20 protein-coding genes are annotated in these 19,707 nt (G+C 65.0%); 4 read left to right on the top strand and 16 right to left on the bottom strand.

Annotated elements, in window-relative coordinates; all coding sequences use genetic code 11:
• Positions 1 to 34: 34 nt before the first annotated feature.
• The 14 genes from rpsK to ACSYDV_RS02590 form a co-directional block, all read right to left on the bottom strand.
• Entirely contained in the window at positions 35 to 424 is a 390-nt protein-coding gene (rpsK, locus tag ACSYDV_RS02655; RefSeq protein ID WP_003040416.1) for a 30S ribosomal protein S11, read from the bottom strand.
• An 82-nt stretch (positions 425 to 506) separates the two neighbouring features.
• Positions 507 to 875, bottom strand: a complete 369-nt coding sequence (gene rpsM / locus ACSYDV_RS02650; protein ID WP_088472778.1) for a 30S ribosomal protein S13 — start codon at positions 873 to 875, stop codon at positions 507 to 509.
• 197 nt (positions 876 to 1,072) lie between these two features.
• Positions 1,073 to 1,864 carry an inositol monophosphatase family protein gene (locus ACSYDV_RS02645; protein WP_438322186.1) on the bottom strand — a complete coding sequence of 264 codons (792 nt, stop codon included), beginning with the start codon at positions 1,862 to 1,864 and terminating at the stop codon, positions 1,073 to 1,075.
• A 12-nt stretch (positions 1,865 to 1,876) separates the two neighbouring features.
• Positions 1,877 to 3,220: a TldD/PmbA family protein gene (locus ACSYDV_RS02640; RefSeq protein ID WP_438322185.1), complete on the bottom strand. Its 1,344-nt coding sequence runs from the start codon at positions 3,218 to 3,220 to the stop codon at positions 1,877 to 1,879.
• Between the two features lie 62 nt (positions 3,221 to 3,282).
• On the bottom strand, positions 3,283 to 3,603 hold the full coding sequence (locus ACSYDV_RS02635) for a hypothetical protein (RefSeq protein WP_438322184.1): 321 nt from the start codon (positions 3,601 to 3,603) through the stop codon (positions 3,283 to 3,285).
• 346 nt (positions 3,604 to 3,949) lie between these two features.
• Positions 3,950 to 4,549 (bottom strand): hypothetical protein, encoded by a 600-nt coding sequence (locus ACSYDV_RS02630; RefSeq protein ID WP_438322183.1) that lies wholly within the window; start codon positions 4,547 to 4,549, stop codon positions 3,950 to 3,952.
• A gap of 81 nt (positions 4,550 to 4,630) precedes the next feature.
• A complete protein-coding gene (locus ACSYDV_RS02625; protein WP_438322182.1) occupies positions 4,631 to 5,146 on the bottom strand; it encodes a demethoxyubiquinone hydroxylase family protein in 516 nt (171 codons plus the stop codon).
• The gene (locus ACSYDV_RS02620; protein WP_438322181.1) at positions 5,143 to 5,625 is read right to left on the bottom strand and encodes a disulfide bond formation protein B; all 483 of its coding nucleotides are present in this window, start codon (positions 5,623 to 5,625) and stop codon (positions 5,143 to 5,145) included. The genes ACSYDV_RS02625 and ACSYDV_RS02620 overlap by 4 nt, the downstream gene beginning before the upstream one ends.
• Positions 5,626 to 5,637: 12 nt before the next feature.
• Entirely contained in the window at positions 5,638 to 7,026 is a 1,389-nt protein-coding gene (locus tag ACSYDV_RS02615) for a S41 family peptidase (protein ID WP_438322180.1), read from the bottom strand.
• A 110-nt stretch (positions 7,027 to 7,136) separates the two neighbouring features.
• Positions 7,137 to 8,351, bottom strand: a complete 1,215-nt coding sequence (locus ACSYDV_RS02610) for a murein hydrolase activator EnvC family protein (RefSeq protein ID WP_438322179.1) — start codon at positions 8,349 to 8,351, stop codon at positions 7,137 to 7,139.
• Positions 8,348 to 8,776, bottom strand: coding sequence for a 23S rRNA (pseudouridine(1915)-N(3))-methyltransferase RlmH (locus tag ACSYDV_RS02605; protein ID WP_438322827.1), 429 nt, complete (start codon positions 8,774 to 8,776; stop codon positions 8,348 to 8,350). The genes ACSYDV_RS02610 and ACSYDV_RS02605 overlap by 4 nt, the downstream gene beginning before the upstream one ends.
• A gap of 145 nt (positions 8,777 to 8,921) precedes the next feature.
• Positions 8,922 to 9,320, bottom strand: coding sequence for a ribosome silencing factor (gene rsfS, locus ACSYDV_RS02600; protein WP_438322178.1), 399 nt, complete (start codon positions 9,318 to 9,320; stop codon positions 8,922 to 8,924).
• Positions 9,317 to 10,012 (bottom strand): nicotinate-nucleotide adenylyltransferase, encoded by a 696-nt coding sequence (locus ACSYDV_RS02595; protein ID WP_438322177.1) that lies wholly within the window; start codon positions 10,010 to 10,012, stop codon positions 9,317 to 9,319. The genes rsfS and ACSYDV_RS02595 overlap by 4 nt, the downstream gene beginning before the upstream one ends.
• A complete protein-coding gene (locus ACSYDV_RS02590) occupies positions 9,976 to 11,262 on the bottom strand; it encodes a glutamate-5-semialdehyde dehydrogenase (RefSeq protein WP_438322176.1) in 1,287 nt (428 codons plus the stop codon). The genes ACSYDV_RS02595 and ACSYDV_RS02590 overlap by 37 nt, the downstream gene beginning before the upstream one ends.
• A gap of 78 nt (positions 11,263 to 11,340) precedes the next feature.
• Here ACSYDV_RS02590 and ACSYDV_RS02585 point away from each other — a divergent pair, with 78 nt between their 5' ends.
• Both ACSYDV_RS02585 and ACSYDV_RS02580 read left to right on the top strand, forming a co-directional pair.
• Positions 11,341 to 12,465 carry a DUF3667 domain-containing protein gene (locus ACSYDV_RS02585; protein WP_438322175.1) on the top strand — a complete coding sequence of 375 codons (1,125 nt, stop codon included), beginning with the start codon at positions 11,341 to 11,343 and terminating at the stop codon, positions 12,463 to 12,465.
• 57 nt (positions 12,466 to 12,522) lie between these two features.
• Entirely contained in the window at positions 12,523 to 14,154 is a 1,632-nt protein-coding gene (locus ACSYDV_RS02580) for an alkaline phosphatase D family protein (RefSeq protein WP_438322174.1), read from the top strand.
• Between the two features lie 179 nt (positions 14,155 to 14,333).
• On the opposite strand, the gene ACSYDV_RS02575 is transcribed toward ACSYDV_RS02580, so the two are convergent.
• Entirely contained in the window at positions 14,334 to 15,257 is a 924-nt protein-coding gene (locus ACSYDV_RS02575) for a crotonase/enoyl-CoA hydratase family protein (RefSeq protein WP_438322173.1), read from the bottom strand.
• 245 nt (positions 15,258 to 15,502) lie between these two features.
• On the opposite strand from ACSYDV_RS02575, the gene purC reads away from it, so the two are divergent.
• Entirely contained in the window at positions 15,503 to 16,282 is a 780-nt protein-coding gene (gene purC / locus ACSYDV_RS02570; protein WP_088472761.1) for a phosphoribosylaminoimidazolesuccinocarboxamide synthase, read from the top strand.
• A gap of 87 nt (positions 16,283 to 16,369) precedes the next feature.
• Here purC and ACSYDV_RS02565 read toward each other — a convergent pair whose 3' ends face one another.
• Complete coding sequence (locus tag ACSYDV_RS02565; RefSeq protein WP_438322172.1) at positions 16,370 to 18,364, bottom strand: lipoxygenase family protein; 1,995 nt, start codon at positions 18,362 to 18,364, stop codon at positions 16,370 to 16,372.
• Between the two features lie 230 nt (positions 18,365 to 18,594).
• On the opposite strand from ACSYDV_RS02565, the gene ACSYDV_RS02560 reads away from it, so the two are divergent.
• Positions 18,595 to 19,665 carry a diguanylate cyclase domain-containing protein gene (locus tag ACSYDV_RS02560; RefSeq protein ID WP_438322171.1) on the top strand — a complete coding sequence of 357 codons (1,071 nt, stop codon included), beginning with the start codon at positions 18,595 to 18,597 and terminating at the stop codon, positions 19,663 to 19,665.
• The last annotated feature ends 42 nt before the right edge of the window (positions 19,666 to 19,707 follow it).

Here is a 19,707-nt window from a genome sequence, read left to right as displayed (position 1 = left end):
GCGCCCCGGGGGTGGGGCGCGCCCGGAAGAGGCGTCAGACGCGGCGGCGCTTGGCCGGGCGGACACCATTGTGCGGGATCGGGGTCACATCGCGGATCGAGGTGATGTGGAAACCAACCGCCTGCAGCGCGCGCAGCGCCGATTCACGACCGGCGCCCGGGCCCTTGACTTCGACTTCCAGCGTGCGGACGCCATGTTCGGCGGCCTTCTTGCCGGCGTCTTCGGCGCAGACCTGTGCCGCATAGGGAGTCGACTTGCGGCTGCCCTTGAAGCCCATCATGCCGGCGCTCGACCAGGCAATGGCGTTGCCCTGTGCGTCGGTGATGGTGATCATCGTGTTGTTGAAGGTCGCGTTGACGTGGGCGACGCCCGACGAAATGTTTTTGCGTTCGCGCCGACGAAGGCGCTGCGGTTCACGTGCCATGTTGCTATCCTAAATCCTGAATATCTGAAGCGAAAAATAAGGAAGCGCGTGCCCTTTGGAGAGGGGCGGACGCGCTCGGACCTTACTTCTTCTTACCGGCGATCGCCTTGGCCTTGCCCTTGCGGGTGCGCGCATTGGTGTGCGTGCGCTGGCCACGGACCGGAAGGCCCTTGCGATGACGCAGTCCGCGATAGCAGGCGAGATCCATCAGGCGCTTGATGTTCATCGCCACGGTGCGGCGAAGATCGCCTTCGACCGTGTGATCGGCGTCGAGCGTTTCACGAATCTGGAGCACTTCGGCGTCGGACAGGTCCTGCACGCGGCGCGTGTGGTCGATGCCGAGCTTGTTGGCGATATCGACGGCAGTCTTGCGACCGATGCCGTGGATGTAGGTGAGCGCGATGATTACGCGCTTGTTGGTGGGCAAATTGACGCCCGCAATACGTGCCATGGTAAACTTTCTCCTGCTCCACAGGGCGCTGGCAAACAGCCCCATCTCAAAGCGTCTGACTTCCAACGCAAAAAACGGACCACGATGCGCAGGCGCGCTTCGCCGTCCGGTCAAGATGTCGGAATAGGGGTGCCGTTACGGCGAGTCGGGTGGATTGTCAAGCGCACTGCGGCGACTGGAGCCCGCAAAACTGCGGGTCAGGAGGGCGCTGTAAGCGCGACGGCGCGATCGCGCAAGCGGTCGACGACGGCCTGATGAATAGCCGGGGCGCAGGCGATGACCCCAAAGGCTTGCGCGCGCGGTGTGTTGAAGACGAGCGGCTGGCCGAAGGCGTCGGTGACGCTGGCGCCCGCCTCGGTCGCGATCAATGCGGCGGCGGCGACGTCCCATTCGAAGCCCCAGCGCAGCGTGGCGACAAGGTCGGCGCGGTCGTCGGCGATCAGCGCCATACGCAGCGCGATGCTGTTCGGCTTGGTGACCATCACCAGATCGCGGTCGATCCTCGGCAGGCTGTCGGCGGGAACGCGGGCGCCGTCAAAGCTCGTGCGCTGGCTGGCGTGCAGTGCCTCGCCGTTAAGCTGCGCCCCCTGACCGCGGCGCGCGACCCAGAGTTCGTCGAGCGCGGGCGCATAGAGGACGCCGATTTCGGGCGCTCCGTCGACGACCAGCGCGACCGATACGCACCAGCCCGGGCGGCCGCGGATGAAGTCGCGGGTGCCGTCGATCGGATCGACGCACCACATGGCGCGCCGCGAAAGGCGGTCGGCATTGTCGGCGGTTTCTTCGGACAGCCAGCCCGCCTCGGGCACCATTGCGCCGAGTACGGCCTTCAGTCGCGCATCGACCGCCAGATCGACGTCGCTGACCGGATTGTCGTGCGACTTGTTCCAGACATTGACCGCCTTGCCCTCGCCGCGCCAGCGCGCCATCGCCATGTCGCCGACCTCGCGGGTCGCGGCGATCACGGCTTCGAGGTTGCGGCCGGGCACCCGATATCGTCCTTAGCTGCTCGCGACGGTCATGCCGTCGATGCGCAACGTCGGCGCGTTGGTGCCGTGGCGGAATATCAGGTCGTTCGCCGGAGTGATCGCAGCGAACATATCGACCAAATTGCCCGCGATGGTAAATTCGGCGATCGGCCCGGCTATCTCGCCATCCCTGATCAGAAAGCCCGAAGCGCCGCGGCTATAGTCGCCGGTGGTCATGTTGACGCCCTGACCGATCAACTCGGTGACATAGACGCCCTCCTTGATGCCCGCCATCAACTCGGCGGGGGACTGGCTGCCAGCGGCGAGGTGGAGGTTGCTCGCGCTGACCCCCGATGCGCCGCCGCCGCGGCTGGCATGACCGGTGGGCGCAAGGCCAAGTTGCTTCGCCGATGCGGTGTCGAGCAGCCAGCCGGTGACCTTGCCATTGGCGACGATGTCGCGCGGCGCGGTCGGCAGGCCTTCGCCGTCGAAGGCGCGGCTGCGCAGGCCGCGCAGGCGGTGCGGATCGTCGCGGATGACGATGCCGCTGTCGAACAGCATCCGGTCTTCCTTGCCGAGCAGGAAGCTGGTGCCGCGCGCGATTGCGGGGCCGGCGATCGCGCCGAGCAGATGGCCGACCATCCCGCCGCTGACGCGCGGATCGAGCAGCACGGGAACCTTGCCGACTGGCGCCCTGCCGGGGTTCAGCCGCGCAACGGCGCGCGCGCCCGCGCGCGTGCCGATATCGGCGACGCTTTCGAGGTCCGCCAGATAATGGGCGCTGTGCCAGCCATAATCGCGCTGCATGTTCGCGCCTTCGCCGGCGATCACGCTCGCCGACAGGCTGTGGCCACTCGACCCGTAGCCACCGGCAAAGCCATGGCTGGTCGCGAGCGCGAAGCGGGTACGGCTGTGGCTCGCGCTGCCGCCTTCGCTGTTGGTGACGCCCGCGACGGCACGTGCGGCTTCTTCGACCGCGAGCGCGGCTTCGCGCAGTGCTTGCGGATCGGCCTCGCTGCCATCGTCGAGGTCGAGATCGGGGGCAGTACCTTTAAAGAGCAATTCTTCGGGGGCGAGCCCGGCATAGCGATCTTCGGGGGCCTCGCGCGCCATGGCGACGCAGCGTTCGACCAGCTTGGCCAGTTCGCCGGCGTCCATGTCGGCCGTCGATACGCTGGCGCTGCGCTGGCCGACGAAGACGCGGAGCGAGATATCCTGTCCCTCCGACCGCTCGACATCCTCGAGCGCACCGAGGCGCATCGAAACCGATGTGGAGGCGTTGCAATAATAAAGCGCGTCAGCGGCATCTGCGCCCGCTTTGGCTGCGGCGTCGCACAGCATTTGCGCGCGGTCGAGGGCTTCGGAAACGGTCAGCATTTCTGCGCCCTATACGGCGCAGGCGGAACCGTCAAAATCAAAGTCGGTGGCAGGGCGCCGGATCAGCCCGCGATTTTGGCGATCGCGTCGGTGGCCGCCATGGCGCCGCTGACCCACAGGAAGGGTAACGCCAGCGCCGCAGCCCACAGGCGGCGGACGTCGCGGCGGAAGCGGGCGTGAAGGCCCCAGCTGGCCAGCGCCTGACGGCTGAGATGGTACCAGCGCCGTTCGACTGATCGCGTGACGGGAAGCGCGAGCGCGATCAGGATGACCAGCGCGACGATGATCAGCGCGGAAGGCGCGCCGGCGGAGATCGCGCTCGACACAAGCCAGATTTGCAGGGCAGCAAAAGCGATCAGCGCAGTTGCGGCATGCAGTGTCATTCGGCGACCCAGGCTGCGTGCCGCAGGCACGCTAGCGGTCGAGCGCCTCCAAAGGCGCGGTCCAAATGTTGATGCCATATTCAGCCCCCTTAGGCTGGCGATTCCCAGAAACGCCACGATTTGCCTCAAAAACTCCCGAGTCAAGCCAGGTTGCACGTGATTCGTTAAAATTTAAATTCGATTCGCCCCGGATTCGGAACAAAATCGCGCCAAGCTGCAAAAAATGGTGCAATTTTGGTAATATCGGGCGTCGAAACCGTGCGAATTGACCATGTTCGACAGAGGCTGGGGGGCGTCTGAAAATGTCCCGAACGACTCGGAAATCCGTTGCCGTTTCCGCCCCGGTTCAGCGCGGGGGCGGGACAGGCAGCGGCTGGGCGTCGGGGTCGCCGGCGTCGTCTGCCGGGGCGCCGCCGCGCGCTTCGAGTTCGGCGGCGCGGCGCTGGCGTTCTTCGAGCGCCTTTTCCTCGGCGACGACCGCAGCCTCGACATTTTCCGCAGCGGCGTCGATGCCAGCGATGCGTTTGGCGCGTTCATCGGCGATCATCGCCTGCCAGTCGGTCTTGTCGGCGGCCTGTTGTTCGGCCTTCGCGCCTGCGACCAGCGCCTGGGTGCAGCCCGTGAAGCCGCCGAGCCCGGTCGGCGAGCAGCTGTCGGTGCCAAAACGGCCGACGCGCTCGAGTGCGACCACCTTGTTGGCCCATGCCTGATTGCGCGGGTCCAGCACACTGCCGCCGCGGAACATCTGCGGCACGCGATAACGCTCGGCCTCCGGCAAGCGGTTGCAGACCACGATCTCGTCGGGGCTGCTCTGTTCGCACTTGTCGTTGCCATAGATGATGACCTGGTTGATCTTTTCGCCTTCAGTCGCTGCTTCCTGCGCTGCGGCGGGCAAGGCGAGGGCGCTACCGGCCAGGATCAGCGCAAGAATGGGGAGGCGGGTCATCGGATCATCCTTTGTCGTTTCACGGGCATTTGGCACTGCGACCCTGCATCCGCCGTGAACGGGCAGGCGCGGTGGACTTTATCAGATACGCTTCGACAGCGCGATGGCTGCACGGCAACCGGCGCGGATCGCAAAGCTCAGCAGCGGATAACCGGGCGCGCTTTCGGCACCGGCGGCGAGCGCGGCTTCCTTATGTTCCAGTTCTTCGGCGCGAAAATCGGCGACCGCGGCGCTGAGTTCGGGGTCGCTGTCGCCCAGTTCGTCGAGCTGGTCGCGATAATGGCGGTCGATTTCGGTCTCGACCGCGGCGGTGCACGCCATCGCGGCGCGCGGACCCATCGCGGCGGTGACCGCGCCCAATGCGAAGCCCGCGACCTTCCAGACCGGTTGCAGCGCGGTCGGGCGCACGCCGCGCCGCGCGACCATATCGTCGAAGAATTTGCGGTGGCGCTCTTCCTGATCGGCCATATGCGCAATTTCGCGCGCCATCGGGTGACGATCGCCCATCACCGCAAGCTGGCCTGCATAGATGCGCGTAGCACCATATTCGCCCGCCTGATCGACGCGGATCATCGAAGCTGTGCGTTTGTTGCTCATGCTGCCGATGTGGTCCGGCGGCGCAGCAAGGTCAAGACGAACGCCGCCGCGCCGAATGAGAAGATGGCGTTGAAACCCGCCAGCGAAACACCGCCCAGCGTCCATTGCGGAACGTCGCAGCGGGTGATCGGGGCCGCCATGATGTCGTTGAGCGAAATCGGTCCGCTGGCGCCGGAACTGCAGGTCGTCAGTCCTTCCCAGAAACCATATTCGACCCCGGCGTGAAATATGCCGATGGCGCCGCTGATCGCGATGGCGACGGCGGCAAGGAAGGTCAGCATGCGCATCGCCCGGTCGTTGCCGCGCAGCAGCAGCGCGATCACCGCCAGCACGATCGCCACCTGATGCGGCCAGCGCTGCCAATAGCACATTTCGCAGGGGTGAAGCCCAAAGCCATATTGCGACACCAGCGCCCCGCCATAAAGCAGGATCGGGGCGGCGAGCGCGACGAGCGGCGCGGCAAGGCGCGAGTTCAACATCGACGCCTTTCCTTAATTGCGGCGGGTCGGCTTGGCGGCGGGCTTGGTGCCCTGCGCCATCCGCGGCGTCGCCGGATTGATGCGGCCGATCGTCTGCAATGCATAATGCAGTTGATAATCCTCGATCCCCTTGGCTTTCAGTTGCTCGGGGGTCTCGGTAAAGCGCGGATCGGCCTTTTCATCCTTTTCGAGCAGGCCGTCGTCGACCTTTTTCTCATTGACGAGGTGGCGCCGCAGGTCGCTTTCGCGGAACTTCGGCCGCGCGGCATAGTCGGGATCGGACAGCTGGGGTACGCGGATGTCGGGCTCGATCCCGCCTTCCTGCACGCTGCGCCCCGATGGCGTGTAATAGCGCGCCGTAGTCAGGCGCAGTGCGGTGGTGTCGCTCAGCGGCAGCACCGTCTGCACCGATCCCTTACCAAAGCTGCGCTCGCCCATCACCACCGCGCGATGCTGGTCCTGCAATGCGCCGGCGACGATTTCGGAGGCGGAGGCCGAACCGGCGTCGATCAGCACGATCACCGGAGCGCCTTGCGCGACGTCACCGGGTTCGGCGAAATAGCGTTCCATATCGCTCTTCTTGCGGCCGCGCTGCGACACGATTTCGCCGCGTTCGAGGAACAGGTCGCTGATCCCCACGGCTTCATCGAGCAAGCCGCCGGGGTTGGAGCGCAGATCGAGGATCCAGCCGCGCGGTTTCTTGCCCAGCGATTTTTCGGTCGCGAGCATTGCGGCTTTGAGGTCGCGGGTGGCGTCGGCGGAGAAGCTGGTGACGGTCAGTACGCCGACGTCGCCCTTCACTTCCCATTTGACCGGCTTCAGGTCGATAATCTCGCGCGTCAGCGACATTTCGATCGGCTTGTCCTGACCTTCGCGGACGATGGTGATGTCGATCTTGGTGCCCGGACGGCCGCGCATCTGCTCGACCGCTTCGTCGAGCGTCATGCCAAAGATCAGTTCCTTGTTGATATGGGTGATGTAGTCGCCGGCCTTGATGCCCGCCTTTGCGGCCGGGGTGTCGGCGGTCGGGGTGATCACCTTGACCACGCCGTCTTCCATCGTCACCGACAGGCCCAGGCCGCCATATTCGCCGTCGGTCTGGGTGCGCAGGTTCGAAAAGCCGCGCGCATCGAGATAACCCGAATGCGGGTCGAGGCTGGCCAGCATGCCGTTGATCGCGCCCTCGATCAGCTTGTCGTCGCTGACCGGCTCGACATAATTGGCCTTCACTTCCAGATAGACGTCCATGAAGCGCGCGATTTCTGCTTGCGTCGATGCATCGACGCTCGCCATCGCACCCGTCGCCAGCGGCACCAGCGCCAGCGTACTCAGCGCGGCAGCACCCTGCCACAGGGCAAAGCGGCGCTTCGGGGTGGTGGCGATCTTCGTCGATTCGGTCATGGGCGTCTTTCAGTCACGCGAGAAATGTCCCGCCTTATAATCCCCGGTCCGTCATCCTCCTACGCCTTTCTGCGCCGGTCAAGCGTGCTGTCCCGGCCGGAAGAGGCGCTTCAGCCAAGCATCGCGGCGATGTCGATCGGGTGACCGGCGCGGCGCAGTTCGACTGTGATCCGGCTGTCGTCGGACCCGGCGCGGCCGATCGGCGCCCCGGCGTCCAGCGTGTCGCCGACATTGGTCGACAGGCCGATCATCCCGGTCATCAGCGATATCCAGCCGCCGCCATGGTCGATGATGACGATCTTGCCATAGCCGCGATAGTCGCCGGCAAAGCTGACGCGGCCCGGCGCAGGGGCTACGACCTGGCCGCCGGGCCGCGCGGCGATCGTCAATCCCCGCGAACGCACCCCGCTGTCATTGACCTCGCCCAGTCCGGCGACGATGCGCCCGACGACGGGCAGGCGATAGGCGCCGCGCGTCAATTCGTCGGTTTTCGTGGCGGGCGGGGCGGCGTGGGGGATCGCGCTGGTGGGATCGCGCGGTCGCGGCGCCGGTCCGGCGAGCTGCGCCAGCTCGGCACGAACCGTCCCATCGGCCTCCAGCTCGTCCATCAGTTCGGCAATGTCGCGTGCCTTTTCGCCCAAACCGAGTGCGCGGTCGGCCTCCAGCTGCGCGCTGCTCATCAACTCGCGCGACCGCAGCCTGCCCTCATTTTCGAGCCGGGTCAGCGCGTCGCGCCGCTCGGCGAGCTGCGTCTTGCTGCCGCTCAGCGCCTTCAGGGCCACCGCCTGTTGACGCCGCGTTCGGTGTAGTGCGGCCAGGTCGCGGCGGACACCGGCGGTGCGTTGTTCGATTACGGGCATCACCGCGTCGAGTACCGCGCGCGCGTGGACCATGTCGGTCAGCGATCCCGGCTGCGCGAGCACGCTGACCGGCGGCTGGCGCGAGAGTTGCTGGAGCGAGGCGGTGAGTTCGAGCAGCGGCCGCTGCTGCTGTTCGAACCGCGCCTGCTGTGCGGAAAGGCGGCGGCGGACAAGGGCGACGCGCGCCTCGCCCGCGCTGATGTCAGCCTCGGCCGACTGGATGCGCGCGGCCAGCGCTGCACTGCGTTTTTTCAGCCGGTCGGCTTCGTCGATTGCCATCGCAGCCTGTTTTTCCAGCGCGGCGCTACGCGCCATCGCTGCGGCCGATTGTTCTTTCGCAGCCAGCAATTGCTGTTGTTCGCGAACGGCGATCGCGGCGGGGTCGAAAATGTCGCTCTGCGCCAGCGCGAACGCGCCGCCGGCGAAGGCCGCAGTGATCGTCAATATGGCGAAGCTACGCCTCATTGGCGGCCTTCGCGGTGATACGGGTGGTTCGCGATGATGCTGGTGGCGCGCCACAATTGTTCGGCGAGCATCGCGCGTGCCATCAGGTGCGGCCAGGTCGCGCGGCCAAATGCGATCACCTTGGCGGCGCCTTCGCGCTCTTCAGGCGTAAAGCCGTCGGCGGCGCCGAGGCAGAAGCGCGCCTCGCGTACCCCGCCGTCGCGCCAGACTTCCAGCAATTTGGCGAATTCGAGCGAGCTCATCTGCTCGCCGCCCTCATCGAGCAGGATGGTGCGGCTGCCTGCGGCTGCGGCAGGCATGCGACCGCCCGTATCCGGAAGCTCGGAAATTTTCTGCGCCCAGGCGACGCGCTTCATATAACGCTCGACCAGCTCGGCCTCGGGCCCGCGCCCGATGCGCCCCCGCGCGATGATGTGCAGCAACATGACGTTTTCGTTCACCTTCGGTGAAAGCGGCACCAGCCCACTCCCCCTCCCGGCCTCCCTGACGATAGTAGCCTATGGGAGGCCGGGAGGGGGAGTGGGCTGGTGCCGCTTCTGTTCGGGCTTTAGGCCGAACAGATCAAACACGTCAATTTGCTGCGGGGACCGGCGGCGCGTCGCCGAACGACCACATGCGTTCGAGGTTGTAGAAGCTACGCACCTCGGGACGGAACAGGTGGACGATGACATCGCCCGCATCGATCAGCACCCAATCGGCATTGGGCAGCCCTTCGACGCGAACAAGACGGCCCGCTTCCTGCTTGATCCGCTGCGCCAGCTTGTCGGCGATGGCCGAGACATGGCGCGTTGACCGGCCGCTCGCGATCACCATATGATCGGCGATGCTGCTTTTACCGGCAAGCGGGATGGAAATGGTTTCCTGGGCCTGGTCCTCGTCCAGCTGGTGGAGGATCAGCGCGTGGAGCGCGTCCACGCTGTCATTTGCGGGTGCGGCGCCGTGCGCGGCATCCTGGGGGGCGGAGATCAAATGCGTCCTTTCCTGATGGGTCCCGACAGGCGCAAACGTGTCAGCGGGTCGCGCAAGGCGCGGCCTTCATAGCGTTCAAACCAGCGGGGGTCTGCCTGCCGTATCGCAGTTGCGGATCGCACATCGGGCGAAAAACGCAGGAACACGAGGGCGGGCGGTCTCCAGTCTGTCCATTGGCTTTTCAGGTCTGCGGGGCGGACAAATCGTCGCAGCCATCCCATCGCACGTCTTGCATGGGCGCGGTCATTATAGCCCGGACGGGCGATAACCGCAATCGGCATCAATCGCGCGATCCCCCGCCAGTCGCGCCACTGGGGCAATTGGACCAGATTGTCGGCCCCCATGATCCAGATGAACTGGCGGTTGGGGTATCGGCGGACCAGCTTTTTCAGCGTGTCGACGGTATAGCGCGTGCCAAGTTCGGCCTCGATTCCCGTAGCGCGAATCGGCGACCGCCGCGCCATCCGCTGCGCCGAGGCGAGGCGTGCGGGAAGGGGCGCCATCCCGGCCTTGGGCTTCAGCGGATTGCCCGGCGACACCAGCCACCATAGTTCGTCCAGCTTCAGCGCGTCGATGGCATTGAGGCTGATCGCGCGATGTCCGCCATGCGCGGGATTGAAACTGCCGCCCAGAAGGCCGGTGGGGATTCGGCGTCTCAGGGCCGGACCTGACCCGTGCCGCGTACCAGCCATTTATACGTCGTCAGCCCTTCGAGAGCGACAGGGCCTCGAGCGTGGAGGCGGCCGGTGGCGATGCCGATTTCGGCGCCGAGGCCGAATTCGCCGCCGTCGGCGAACTGGGTCGAGGCGTTGTGCATGACGATCGCGCTGTCGACTTCGGCGAGGAAGCGCTCGGCGGCGGCGCGATCCTCGGTGACGATCGCATCGGTGTGGCGGCTCGAATGCGCGTCGATGTGCGCGAGCGCGCCGCCTATGCCATCGACCATGGCGATCGACACGATGGCGTCGAGATATTCGCAGTCCCAGTCGCCCACTGTCGCAGGTTCGACATGCGGGCTGAGCGCCGCAATCGCCTTGTCGCCGCGCACTTCGCACCGGGCCGCGATCAGCGCGTCGATGATCGCGGTGGGCGCGGGATAGGCGCGGTCGATCAGGATGGTTTCGGTCGCGCCGCAGATGCCGGTACGGCGCATCTTGGCGTTGACCGCGAGTTCGACGGCTTTGGCAGGGTCGGCGGCACCATCGATATACAGATGGTTGATGCCGTCGAGATGCGCGAGCACGGGCACGCGCGCCTCGTCCTGTACACGGGCGACCAGCCCCTTGCCGCCGCGCGGGATGATGATGTCGATCAGGCCTTGCGCGCGCAGCAGCGCGCCGACCGCCGCGCGGTCCTGCGTCGGCACCAGTTGCACCGCATCAGCGGGCAGGCCCGTTTCGGCGAGGCCCGCCGCGAGCGCAGCGTGGATCGCGCGGTTCGAATGCACCGCCTCGCTGCCGCCGCGCAGGATCACGGCGTTGCCCGACATCAACCCGAGCGCTGCTGCGTCGGCGGTGACATTGGGGCGGCTTTCATAGATGATCCCGACAACGCCCAGCGGAACGCGGACGCGGCTGAGCGCCATCCCGTTCGGGCGCACCGACCGATCGATCTCCGCCCCGACAGGGTCGGCCAGCGAAGCGACCGCCTCGACCGCATCGGCAATCCCGCCGAGCCGGGTGTCATCGAGCCGCAGCCGGTCGAGCATCGCCCCCGTGAGTCCCGCTTTCTCGCCGGCCGCCATGTCGCGGGCATTTGCTTCGAGGATAGCCGCCGCCTCTGCGCGCAACTGGCGCGCGGCCGCTTGAAGCGCGGCCGCCTTTTCGGTGGTCGCGGCGACCGCGAGCCGTTTCGCCGCGACGCGCGCGCGCGCGCCCATGTCGGCGATCAGGGTATCGGCATCGGCCAGCGACGGCGGCGGGGTCAGGGTTTCGACGTTCATGGCGTTCGCCCTATCATGCTTTGCGCGGGCTGCGAAAGTCCCGTTGCGCGGCAACCCATGCGCCTTTAGTCAGGGGGTATGAGCGGGGATATCGAAGGCATTGGGGCAGCGATCACAGCCGGGCTGGCAGGCTCGGCGGTGGAGCCGGGACATGGCGCGGTGCAAGGCGGGCATGGCGAAGAGCGTTGCCTAAATTGCGGGACCAGTCTCGTCGGTTCGCATTGCCATCGCTGCGGGCAAAAGGCCGATATCCATCGCAGTTTCGGCGCGATCGGGCATGACCTGATCCACGCGATCTTTCATTTCGAAGGCAAGATCTGGAACACGCTGCCTTTGCTCGCCTGGCGGCCCGGCGATCTGACCCGTCGCTATATCCACGGTGAACGCGCGAGCTTCATCTCGCCGCTCGCGCTGTTTTTGTTCGCGGTCTTCCTGACCTATGCGGTGATCGCGATGGTCGGCGTGGGGTCGGTCGGCGGCCTCGATGTGCAGAAGGCCGCAGCCGAACAGACGCAGGCCAATGCGATCAAGACCGGTTTTCAGGAAGAGGTTGATCGCGTCGATTCGCGTTTGTCGCAGCGCGATCTGCCACCCGCCGAACGGAAGCGATTGCAGGAAGAGCGCGACGCACTCCAGAAGAGCGCCGACTATCTGGGTGTCGCGCGCAATTTGAGCAAGGCGGAGCTCGACAAGGGGCCCCCGGTGCTCGACGATCCGACGCAGCAGGTGATGACCGGGGTCGATTTCCTTTCGCGGACAAAGATCGATACCGGGGTCGCTTTCATCGATCATGGCCTTGAAAAGGCGATCGCGAACCCGGGGCTGCTTTTCTACAAGCTCCAGGCCAACGCCTATAAATTCGCCTGGGCGCTGATTCCGCTGTCACTGCCTTTCATGTGGTTGCTCTTTCCGTTCAGCCGGCGCTTCCACACATACGACCATTTCGTCTTCGTCACCTATTCGATCAGTTTCATGCTGCTCCTCTTTGTCGTGGTCCGGCTGCTCAACCTGACGATTTTCGCCGATATCGCGACTGCCGCGGCGCTCCTCTATGTGCCATTCCATATGTATCGTCAGTTGCGCGGGGCGTATCGCTCGTCGGGTTTCGCGGCGTTCGTGCGCGCCTCTCTGCTGGTGTTTTTCAGCATTTATGCTGTCGTCACCTTCATGCTGCTCCTGCTCGCACTCGGCATCATGGGCTAGCGCGGGACTGTAACAAAGGCCCGGCATAGGCCCCGAGAAATTTGCAGGAGGACGGCGATGCATCAACTTTGGCAAGAGATAGGGCGGCGCCAGTTGATCGGCATCGGCACGGCGGGTCTCGCCGCGCTGGCCTTGCCCGGTACTGCCGCCGCGATGATGGCGCAGGGCTTTACCCATGGCGTCGCGAGCGGTGAGCCGGGGCCGAATTCCATCCTCCTCTGGACGCGCTATGCGGCGGCGAACGACAGCGCGCTGACCGCGGAAATTTCCGAGAGCACCGACTTTGCTCATATCGTCGGCGGCGGCACCGTGACCGCAAGCGGCGCGCGCGATCATATCGCGAAGATCATGATCGACGGGCTCGAGCCCGGGCGCTGGTATTTCTATCGCTTCGTCGCGCCCGACGGCACGAAATCGGTTACCGGGCGCACCCGCACCCTCCCCTCGGGGCCGACGAGCGCCTTCACTCTCGCGCTGTTTTCCTGTTCGAACCTGCCGTTCGGCTGGTTTAACGCTTATGGCCATGCCGCCGCGCGGGGCGACATCGACCTTGTCGTCCATGCCGGTGATTATCTCTATGAATATAAGGCCGGGGATTACCCGTCGCGCAAGGATGCGTTGCCCGGCCGTGACGTTCAGCCGACGCAGGAACTGGTCGCGCTCGCCGATTATCGCCTGCGCTACGCCGCCTATCGCAGCGATCCCGACCTGCAGCGCCTGCACCAGCTGTTCCCCATGATCGCCCAGTGGGACGATCATGAATTCGCCAACGACACCTGGAAAGGCGGCGCCGAAAATCACAATGAAGGCGAGGGCAGCTGGAGCGACCGCGCCGCCGCCGCCGAGCGTGCGTATCGCGAATGGATGCCCATCGCAGAAGCACGCTGGCGCGACTATCAGGTGGGGGACCTCGCGACGATCTTCCTTCCTGAAACGCGTATCACTGCGCGCGACAAGCCGTTCGAGCTTGGCGAGATATTGGCGGGCGGCGGCGATGCGGCGGCGAAACTGCGGCAATTCGCCGATACCGGCTATCGCGATCCGGCGCGTCAATTGCTCGGCGCCGATCAGGAGGCGTGGCTGTTCGGCGGGCTGGCGTCGTCATCCAAAGCCGGTACGCGCTGGCAGGTCTGCGCGCAGCAGATATTGGCGGGCGCCCTCTTTACCCCACCCGAATCGGCGAGCTGGTTCGGCGCCGACCAACCCGATTATGTGAAACGCCGGGTCGAGATTTCGCAACTCGCGGCCAAGGCAGGGCTGCCGCTCAATATGGACAGCTGGGACGGCTATCCGGCGGCGCGCAGCCGCCTGCTCGGCGCGGCGCAATCCGCCGACGCCAATCTCGTGATGCTCGCGGGCGACAGCCACAACGCCTGGGCGTTCGATCTGGCGCACGACGGCCGGCCGGCCGGGATCGAGATCGGCGGCCACAGCGTCACTTCGCCGGGTTTCGAGGCTTATACGACCGGGGTCTCGGACGCTGCGCGCGTCGCGGCGCTGCGTGCCTCCTCGCCGCAGCTTCAATGGGCGAACACCGAAGATCGCGGCTATGTAACCGTGGCGCTCACCCCCGACCGGGTGACCGCCAGCTGGCACAATGTCGAGACGATCCGCCGCCACAGCCCGGCGCTGAAAAACTCGCACAGCATGACGGCGGCGCACGGGCGGCGGATGTACGACGCGGCGTAATCCCCTATCCCCTCTCCCTTGAGGGAGAGGGTTGTGCAGGCTTGGCGGCTTGCCGCCTAGCCGAAGCTGGGTGAGGGGGTGTCGTCGGGGACATGCGCTTGGTCTGAGCCTCTCACCCAAGTCCGCTTAAGCGCTGCGCCCCAACGCTCCCTATCCTTCTTCCGGCGGGCGAAGGATAATCAGCTATACGGCGGCGTATCCTCGAACTCGGCGAACCAGGGATAGTCGTTCGCGACGCTCGAAGAGAAATTGGGTGGGCGCTTTTCGAGGAAGCTCGTGACGCCTTCTGCGGCATCGGGGCTGCGCCCGCGCGCGAAGATCACACGGCTGTCCCAGCGGTGTGCGCTCATCGGGTGCGGCGCACCGAGCATCCGCCACAGCATATGGCGCGTGAGGGCGACCGACACGGGGGCGCTGTCGGCGGTCAGCTCGCGTGCCTTGGCGATGGCGGCGTCGACCAGCTCGCCGGGCTTGTGCACCGACTGGACAAGGCCCTTTTCATGCGCTTCGGCGGCGTCGATCAGCCGTCCCGAAAAGCACCAGTCGACGGCGTTCTGGATGCCGACAAGGCGCGGCAGGAACCAGCTCGATGCCGCTTCGGGGACGATCCCGCGCCGGGCGAAAACAAAGCCGTAACGCGCCGTCTCGCTGGCGAGACGGGCGTCCATCGACAGTGTCATCGTCGCGCCGATGCCGACCGCAGCGCCGTTGATCGCGCCGAGGACGGGCTTTTTGCAGTCGAAGATGCGCATCGACACGCGGCCGCCCGAATCGCGGATCAGCGGGTGCGACCAGTCGATCGTGCCATCTTCGGCGATCGGGCTCGCCGATGTGCCGTCGGGCAGCGTCGCGACCTTGTCGGTGCGCTTGTCATAATCGAAGGTGGCGGCGCCCTGACCGAGGTCGGCGCCGGCGCAATAGGCACGGTCACCCGATCCGGTGAAGATCACCGCACGCACGCCGTCGTCGGCATCGCATTCGTCGAGCGCGGCGACGATTTCCAGCATCATCTCGGTAGTGAAGGCGTTCATCCGGTCGGGCCGGTGAAGCGTCAGGAGGGCAATGCCTTCGTGCTTGTCGAGGCGAATCTGGTCATAGCTCATGTCTCTGCTCCTTGGTTTCGCTGGCATCGTTGCAAGCGCGGTGCCGAAGCGCAAGCACTTTACGTAAACGTAAACTATGGCGCGGGCTTCGCGGGCGACGACGGAAAAATGGCAAGCGCGATGGCGGGGATGACGCGCGCAACCTTTGGCGCTATAGGCCCGCGCATCGCCCCGGCGCCGTGCCTCTTCGTGAGTCGCTTTCGCCGGGGTCATTCATTTTGGTTCCGACAGAAAGTTTGAACGCCATGGCCCGTCGCCGCCAGATCTACGAAGGCAAAGCCAAGATCCTTTACGAGGGTCCCGAACCGGGGACGCTGATCCAGTATTTCAAGGATGATGCGACCGCGTTCAACGCCCAGAAAAAGGGTACGATCAGCGGCAAGGGCGTGCTCAACAACCGGATTTCGGAGCATGTCTTCACGCTGCTCGGCAATATAGGCGTTCCGCACCATTTCATCCGCCGCCTCAACATGCGCGAGCAGTTGATCCGTCAGGTCGAGATCGTGCCGATCGAAGTCATCGTGCGCAACGTCGCCGCGGGCACGCTGTCGAAGCGCCTCGGGATCGAGGAAGGCACGCAGCTTCCCCGCACGCTGATCGAATATTGCTACAAGGACGACGCACTCGGCGATCCGCTGGTCGCCGAAGAGCATATCGCCTGCTTCAACTGGTGCAGCCAGGAAGAGCTCCACGATATTCAGGACATGGCGATCCGCATCAACGACTTCATGTCGGGCATGTTCGCCGCGGTCGGCATCCGCCTCGTCGACTTCAAACTCGAATTCGGGCGTTTGTATGACGGCGAATTCAGCCGCATCATCCTCGCCGACGAAATCAGCCCCGACGGCTGCCGTCTGTGGGACATGACGACGAACGAAAAGCTCGACAAGGACCGTTTCCGCCGTGACCTTGGCGGCGAAGTCGAAGCCTATCAGGAAGTCGCGCGCCGCCTTGGTCTGCTGCCCGAAGGCAGCGAGAATGCCGTGCTCGACCTCGACAGCCACCGGAAGAAAAAGGGCAGCTAAGCCACGCTGTATCCCGGCGAAAGCCGGGATACTTCCGAGCGCGAGCAGGGAACCCCGGCTTTTGCCGGGGTTCTCGTTTTTGCCCCGTCAGATATTGATGCTCGTCGGGATCAGGCTCGGCTGCAGATACGGATAAGGCTGCATCCGGTTCGCATTGCGCGCGACAATTTGCGTCTCGACACCGACCAGCGCCGCCTGAAACCAGGCGAGCGGTCCCTCCTTCGCGGTCACGCGCGGGTCCTGAAACCATTTGGGATAGGGGAAAGCGTTGCTGCGATAGTCGCCGAGGGGGCGATAATGCACCGACCCCAGCAGCTCGAGCACATTCAATTGTTCGAGCGCGAGGGCCATCGGCGGCATCATCGCCAGCCACCCGGCCTTGTCGTGGCCGCGCTGTCCGGTCGGCGCCGCCTGCCACCCCGCGCCGGTGACGGCGGGGGCAAAGGCCATGATGTCTTTTTGCGGAAAATTGACCGCGGCATGCTGCGCGCTCGCGGTGAACATCACCATCGTGCATATATCGATCAGCTGCCTGCGGGTGGTGACCGGGCCCAGATCTTTGATCTTTGCTTCGCCCGCGAGGCATGCCGCCCATGCGGCCAGTTCGGTGTCGCCGGCGACGTCGGCGTCGTCCGTATAATAAAGATCGACATATTGCCGCGCCCATTCGTGGATCGTGTTCCACACCAGCAGCGCGTCGTCGCGATACGGATAGTCGGCGAGCGCCGAGTCGATACCGACTCCGCGCGCGGCGAGGTCGGCGGGGAGCATCTTGCCGTGGAAATCGAACGCCAGTCGCGCATCGACCGCCGCCATCTGGCTCGACGCGATCGTGCCGGCGAAAATATGGTCGATCGGGCCATCGGCGGCGATCAATGAGGTCGCCGCCGCTTCGTTGATGAACAGCGTTCCCTCAAAATGCGGGACCAGCAGCGCCCAGATCGGGTGGATTTCAGCCAGATGGCGATGCGTGGCGACCGCGAAGGCCTCGATCACCAGATGGGTGCGCGCGAGATGGGTGAACAGTTCATGATAATTGCCGTCGGCGACCTGTACGACCAGCTTCGCCATTTCCCAGCCCCATTGCCTGTCGGCGGCGGGTGAAGGCGTGAACATCGGATAGTCGGCGGGGTCCTGTCCGCACTGGATCGCAACCGGGACCAGCGATGATCCCCCCGGCGGCACCGCGAACAGCGCCATTGGCTGCCACGCATATTTGGCCATTCCGTGCCAGGTTCCGGCGTCCAGGATTTCGAGCGGCTTGTAATCGAGCATGAAAAGGCGGCCCTCCGCAAGCGCGGACGCCAGCGTGTCGCCGTTCACCACCGTTTGATATCTCGCTTCGCTCAGCGGAAAATTGGCGGGAAGCCCGCCCGTCACCGCGGCGATCAGCATGCAGTTGGGCCCCTGTACGCGGAGCCGGGCGAAGCAACTGTCGTCTTGGAACATATAGCTGATGCCGGGAACCGGCAGCGTCGCAAACAGCGCGCGATATGCCTCGATACTGCGCGGTGTCTTGCTGCCCAGCTCCATTGCTTCGGCTTCGCTGACCTTCATCAGATCCTCGATCCGCTCGCGATATTCCTTCAGCTGGGTAACATGCAGGTCGCGTTCGGCCGCCGCGACCGCATTTTCGACATCGCCGATGGCGCGTTCGAAGATATTGCCGCCGCTGTGGACGCCATGCTCGATTGCGATATGTCTGGTCGACGCCTCGATCGCATCACAATCGGCAAGCGCGGCTTCATATGTGGCTCGCGGAATGGTGAGTTCGCCCTTGCTGACCCCGCCCAACTTCACCGTCAGCGCGTTTCGCACGATGTTCAGCCCGACGCCGATCAGGATCGCGAACCATGCGATCGTCGGCGTGTCGTTCTTCGGCACCCGGGTTGCGAGTGGGACGCCGGGAAGCGTCGGCACGTCGGTCGTCCATACATAGACACTTTGTGCTGCCGCCAGCTGCGCCGCGCGCGCCGCCCGTTCGGTGGGCGTATCCTGTTGCGGCAAGCTGGGGTGGGAGGAAGGCAGAGGCGACGCAGCCACCTGAACAGGCGAGGGGAAGTCTGGCGAAGCAAAGGACATGGGTGAAACTCTCGCAATGGTTATGAAATGAAGATTCCTTTCGTCGAACATGGTTAATATTTTGACGACCCGGCCTCGATACTTGCCTGCATCAAATACAGGCTATGTTTCATGTCCTTAACCGTTGTTTTACCGGCGCTTGCTACCTCGCAGCCATGACGGGGGCCTTTATCAAATTGAAGCGGCGGTTTTTTCCGCCTGTTCCGCGGCAAATTCGCGACGATGTTGCGGTGCTGCGGGCCAATCGCGTCGAAACGCTGACGCCGATGCTGTTTCTGCTGCTTGCGGCGACGACGCCGACCGCCATTTACGGTGGTGTGGCGACGGTGCACCCCATCATCCGTGTTGGTTTTCCGGTCACGCTCGCAGTGATTGGCCTCCTCGGATTTCTGTTCCTGATGCATAATCGCGGCCGGCGGATGAGCCCGCGCCGCGCGCGCCGGATGATCAAGGAAGCGACCTGGCTGTCGGGTACGACGGGGCTCATGTGCAGCAGCTGGACGGTGGTCAACTGGCTCGCCGCGCCGCCCGAAACACACAGCTATTATGCGATGGTCATGGCGATGGGGTCGCTCGCGACCGCTTATTGCCTGTCGTCGATCCGCTTCGCGACCTTCGTCAATCTGACGATCGGCCTCGGCCCGATTTCGCTGTTGATGCTGACCTCGGGCAATCCGCCCGAAATCGCTGCGGGAACCAGTCTGGTCATGGCGACGCTGTTCCTGATGCGGATGATGATTCAGCAGCACGGCCAGCTGATCGATCTGTTGCAGCTTCAGCGTCAGATGCGCGAGCTGGCGCATACCGATCCGTTGACCGGCCTTGCGAACCGGCGTGAGTTCGACATGCGGCTCGAAGATGAAGTTGCGGCTGCGGGAGCAGGGTCGCGCTTTGCGATTGCGCTGCTCGATCTCGACGGCTTCAAGCCGGTCAACGACCGCCACGGCCATGCTGTCGGCGACGCGCTGCTTTGCGAAGTCGCGGCGCGGTTGCGCGCTTCCTGCGGCGATCATGCGATGGTCGCGCGCCAAGGCGGCGATGAATTTGCGATTCTTGCGCCCGCCGGCTCGCCCTTGCTGACGACCGCGATCGCCGATCATATTCTGGCTACGCTCGCCGCGCCCTATCGTGTCGGGGATCAGCTCATCCATGTCGGCGCCAGCGTCGGTGTGGGACGCTGGCCCGACGATGGCCGGACGGGGCGTCAGTTGTTCGATGTTGCCGACCGCGCGCTCTATGCCGCGAAGGCGGCCGATCGCGAACCGATGTCGTCGGTCGAACCCATTCATCGCATCGCCTGACCATGGCTTGACCGAAGGGCGGCGGCTAGCCACATCTGTCGT

The organism is Sphingopyxis selenitireducens (genome assembly GCF_051550705.1).
GTDB lineage: Bacteria > Pseudomonadota > Alphaproteobacteria > Sphingomonadales > Sphingomonadaceae > Sphingopyxis.
The sequence above is the reverse complement of the archived record's forward strand: the minus strand, read 5'-3'. Positions and strand labels throughout refer to the sequence as shown.

Coding starts and splice junctions, on each gene's coding strand:
- rpsK (WP_003040416.1), bottom strand. CDS start 424: ATGGCACGTGAACCGCAGCGCCTTCGTCGGCGCGAACGCAAAAACATT.
- rpsM (WP_088472778.1), bottom strand. CDS start 875: ATGGCACGTATTGCGGGCGTCAATTTGCCCACCAACAAGCGCGTAATC.
- ACSYDV_RS02640 (WP_438322185.1), bottom strand. CDS start 3,220: ATGCTGACCGTTTCCGAAGCCCTCGACCGCGCGCAAATGCTGTGCGAC.
- ACSYDV_RS02635 (WP_438322184.1), bottom strand. CDS start 3,603: ATGACACTGCATGCCGCAACTGCGCTGATCGCTTTTGCTGCCCTGCAA.
- ACSYDV_RS02630 (WP_438322183.1), bottom strand. CDS start 4,549: ATGACCCGCCTCCCCATTCTTGCGCTGATCCTGGCCGGTAGCGCCCTC.
- ACSYDV_RS02625 (WP_438322182.1), bottom strand. CDS start 5,146: ATGAGCAACAAACGCACAGCTTCGATGATCCGCGTCGATCAGGCGGGC.
- ACSYDV_RS02620 (WP_438322181.1), bottom strand. CDS start 5,625: ATGTTGAACTCGCGCCTTGCCGCGCCGCTCGTCGCGCTCGCCGCCCCG.
- ACSYDV_RS02615 (WP_438322180.1), bottom strand. CDS start 7,026: ATGACCGAATCGACGAAGATCGCCACCACCCCGAAGCGCCGCTTTGCC.
- ACSYDV_RS02610 (WP_438322179.1), bottom strand. CDS start 8,351: ATGAGGCGTAGCTTCGCCATATTGACGATCACTGCGGCCTTCGCCGGC.
- ACSYDV_RS02605 (WP_438322827.1), bottom strand. CDS start 8,776: ATGTTGCTGCACATCATCGCGCGGGGGCGCATCGGGCGCGGGCCCGAG.
- ACSYDV_RS02595 (WP_438322177.1), bottom strand. CDS start 10,012: ATGGCTGGTACGCGGCACGGGTCAGGTCCGGCCCTGAGACGCCGAATC.
- ACSYDV_RS02590 (WP_438322176.1), bottom strand. CDS start 11,262: ATGAACGTCGAAACCCTGACCCCGCCGCCGTCGCTGGCCGATGCCGAT.
- ACSYDV_RS02585 (WP_438322175.1), top strand. CDS start 11,341: ATGAGCGGGGATATCGAAGGCATTGGGGCAGCGATCACAGCCGGGCTG.
- ACSYDV_RS02580 (WP_438322174.1), top strand. CDS start 12,523: ATGCATCAACTTTGGCAAGAGATAGGGCGGCGCCAGTTGATCGGCATC.
- ACSYDV_RS02575 (WP_438322173.1), bottom strand. CDS start 15,257: ATGAGCTATGACCAGATTCGCCTCGACAAGCACGAAGGCATTGCCCTC.
- purC (WP_088472761.1), top strand. CDS start 15,503: ATGGCCCGTCGCCGCCAGATCTACGAAGGCAAAGCCAAGATCCTTTAC.
- ACSYDV_RS02565 (WP_438322172.1), bottom strand. CDS start 18,364: ATGTCCTTTGCTTCGCCAGACTTCCCCTCGCCTGTTCAGGTGGCTGCG.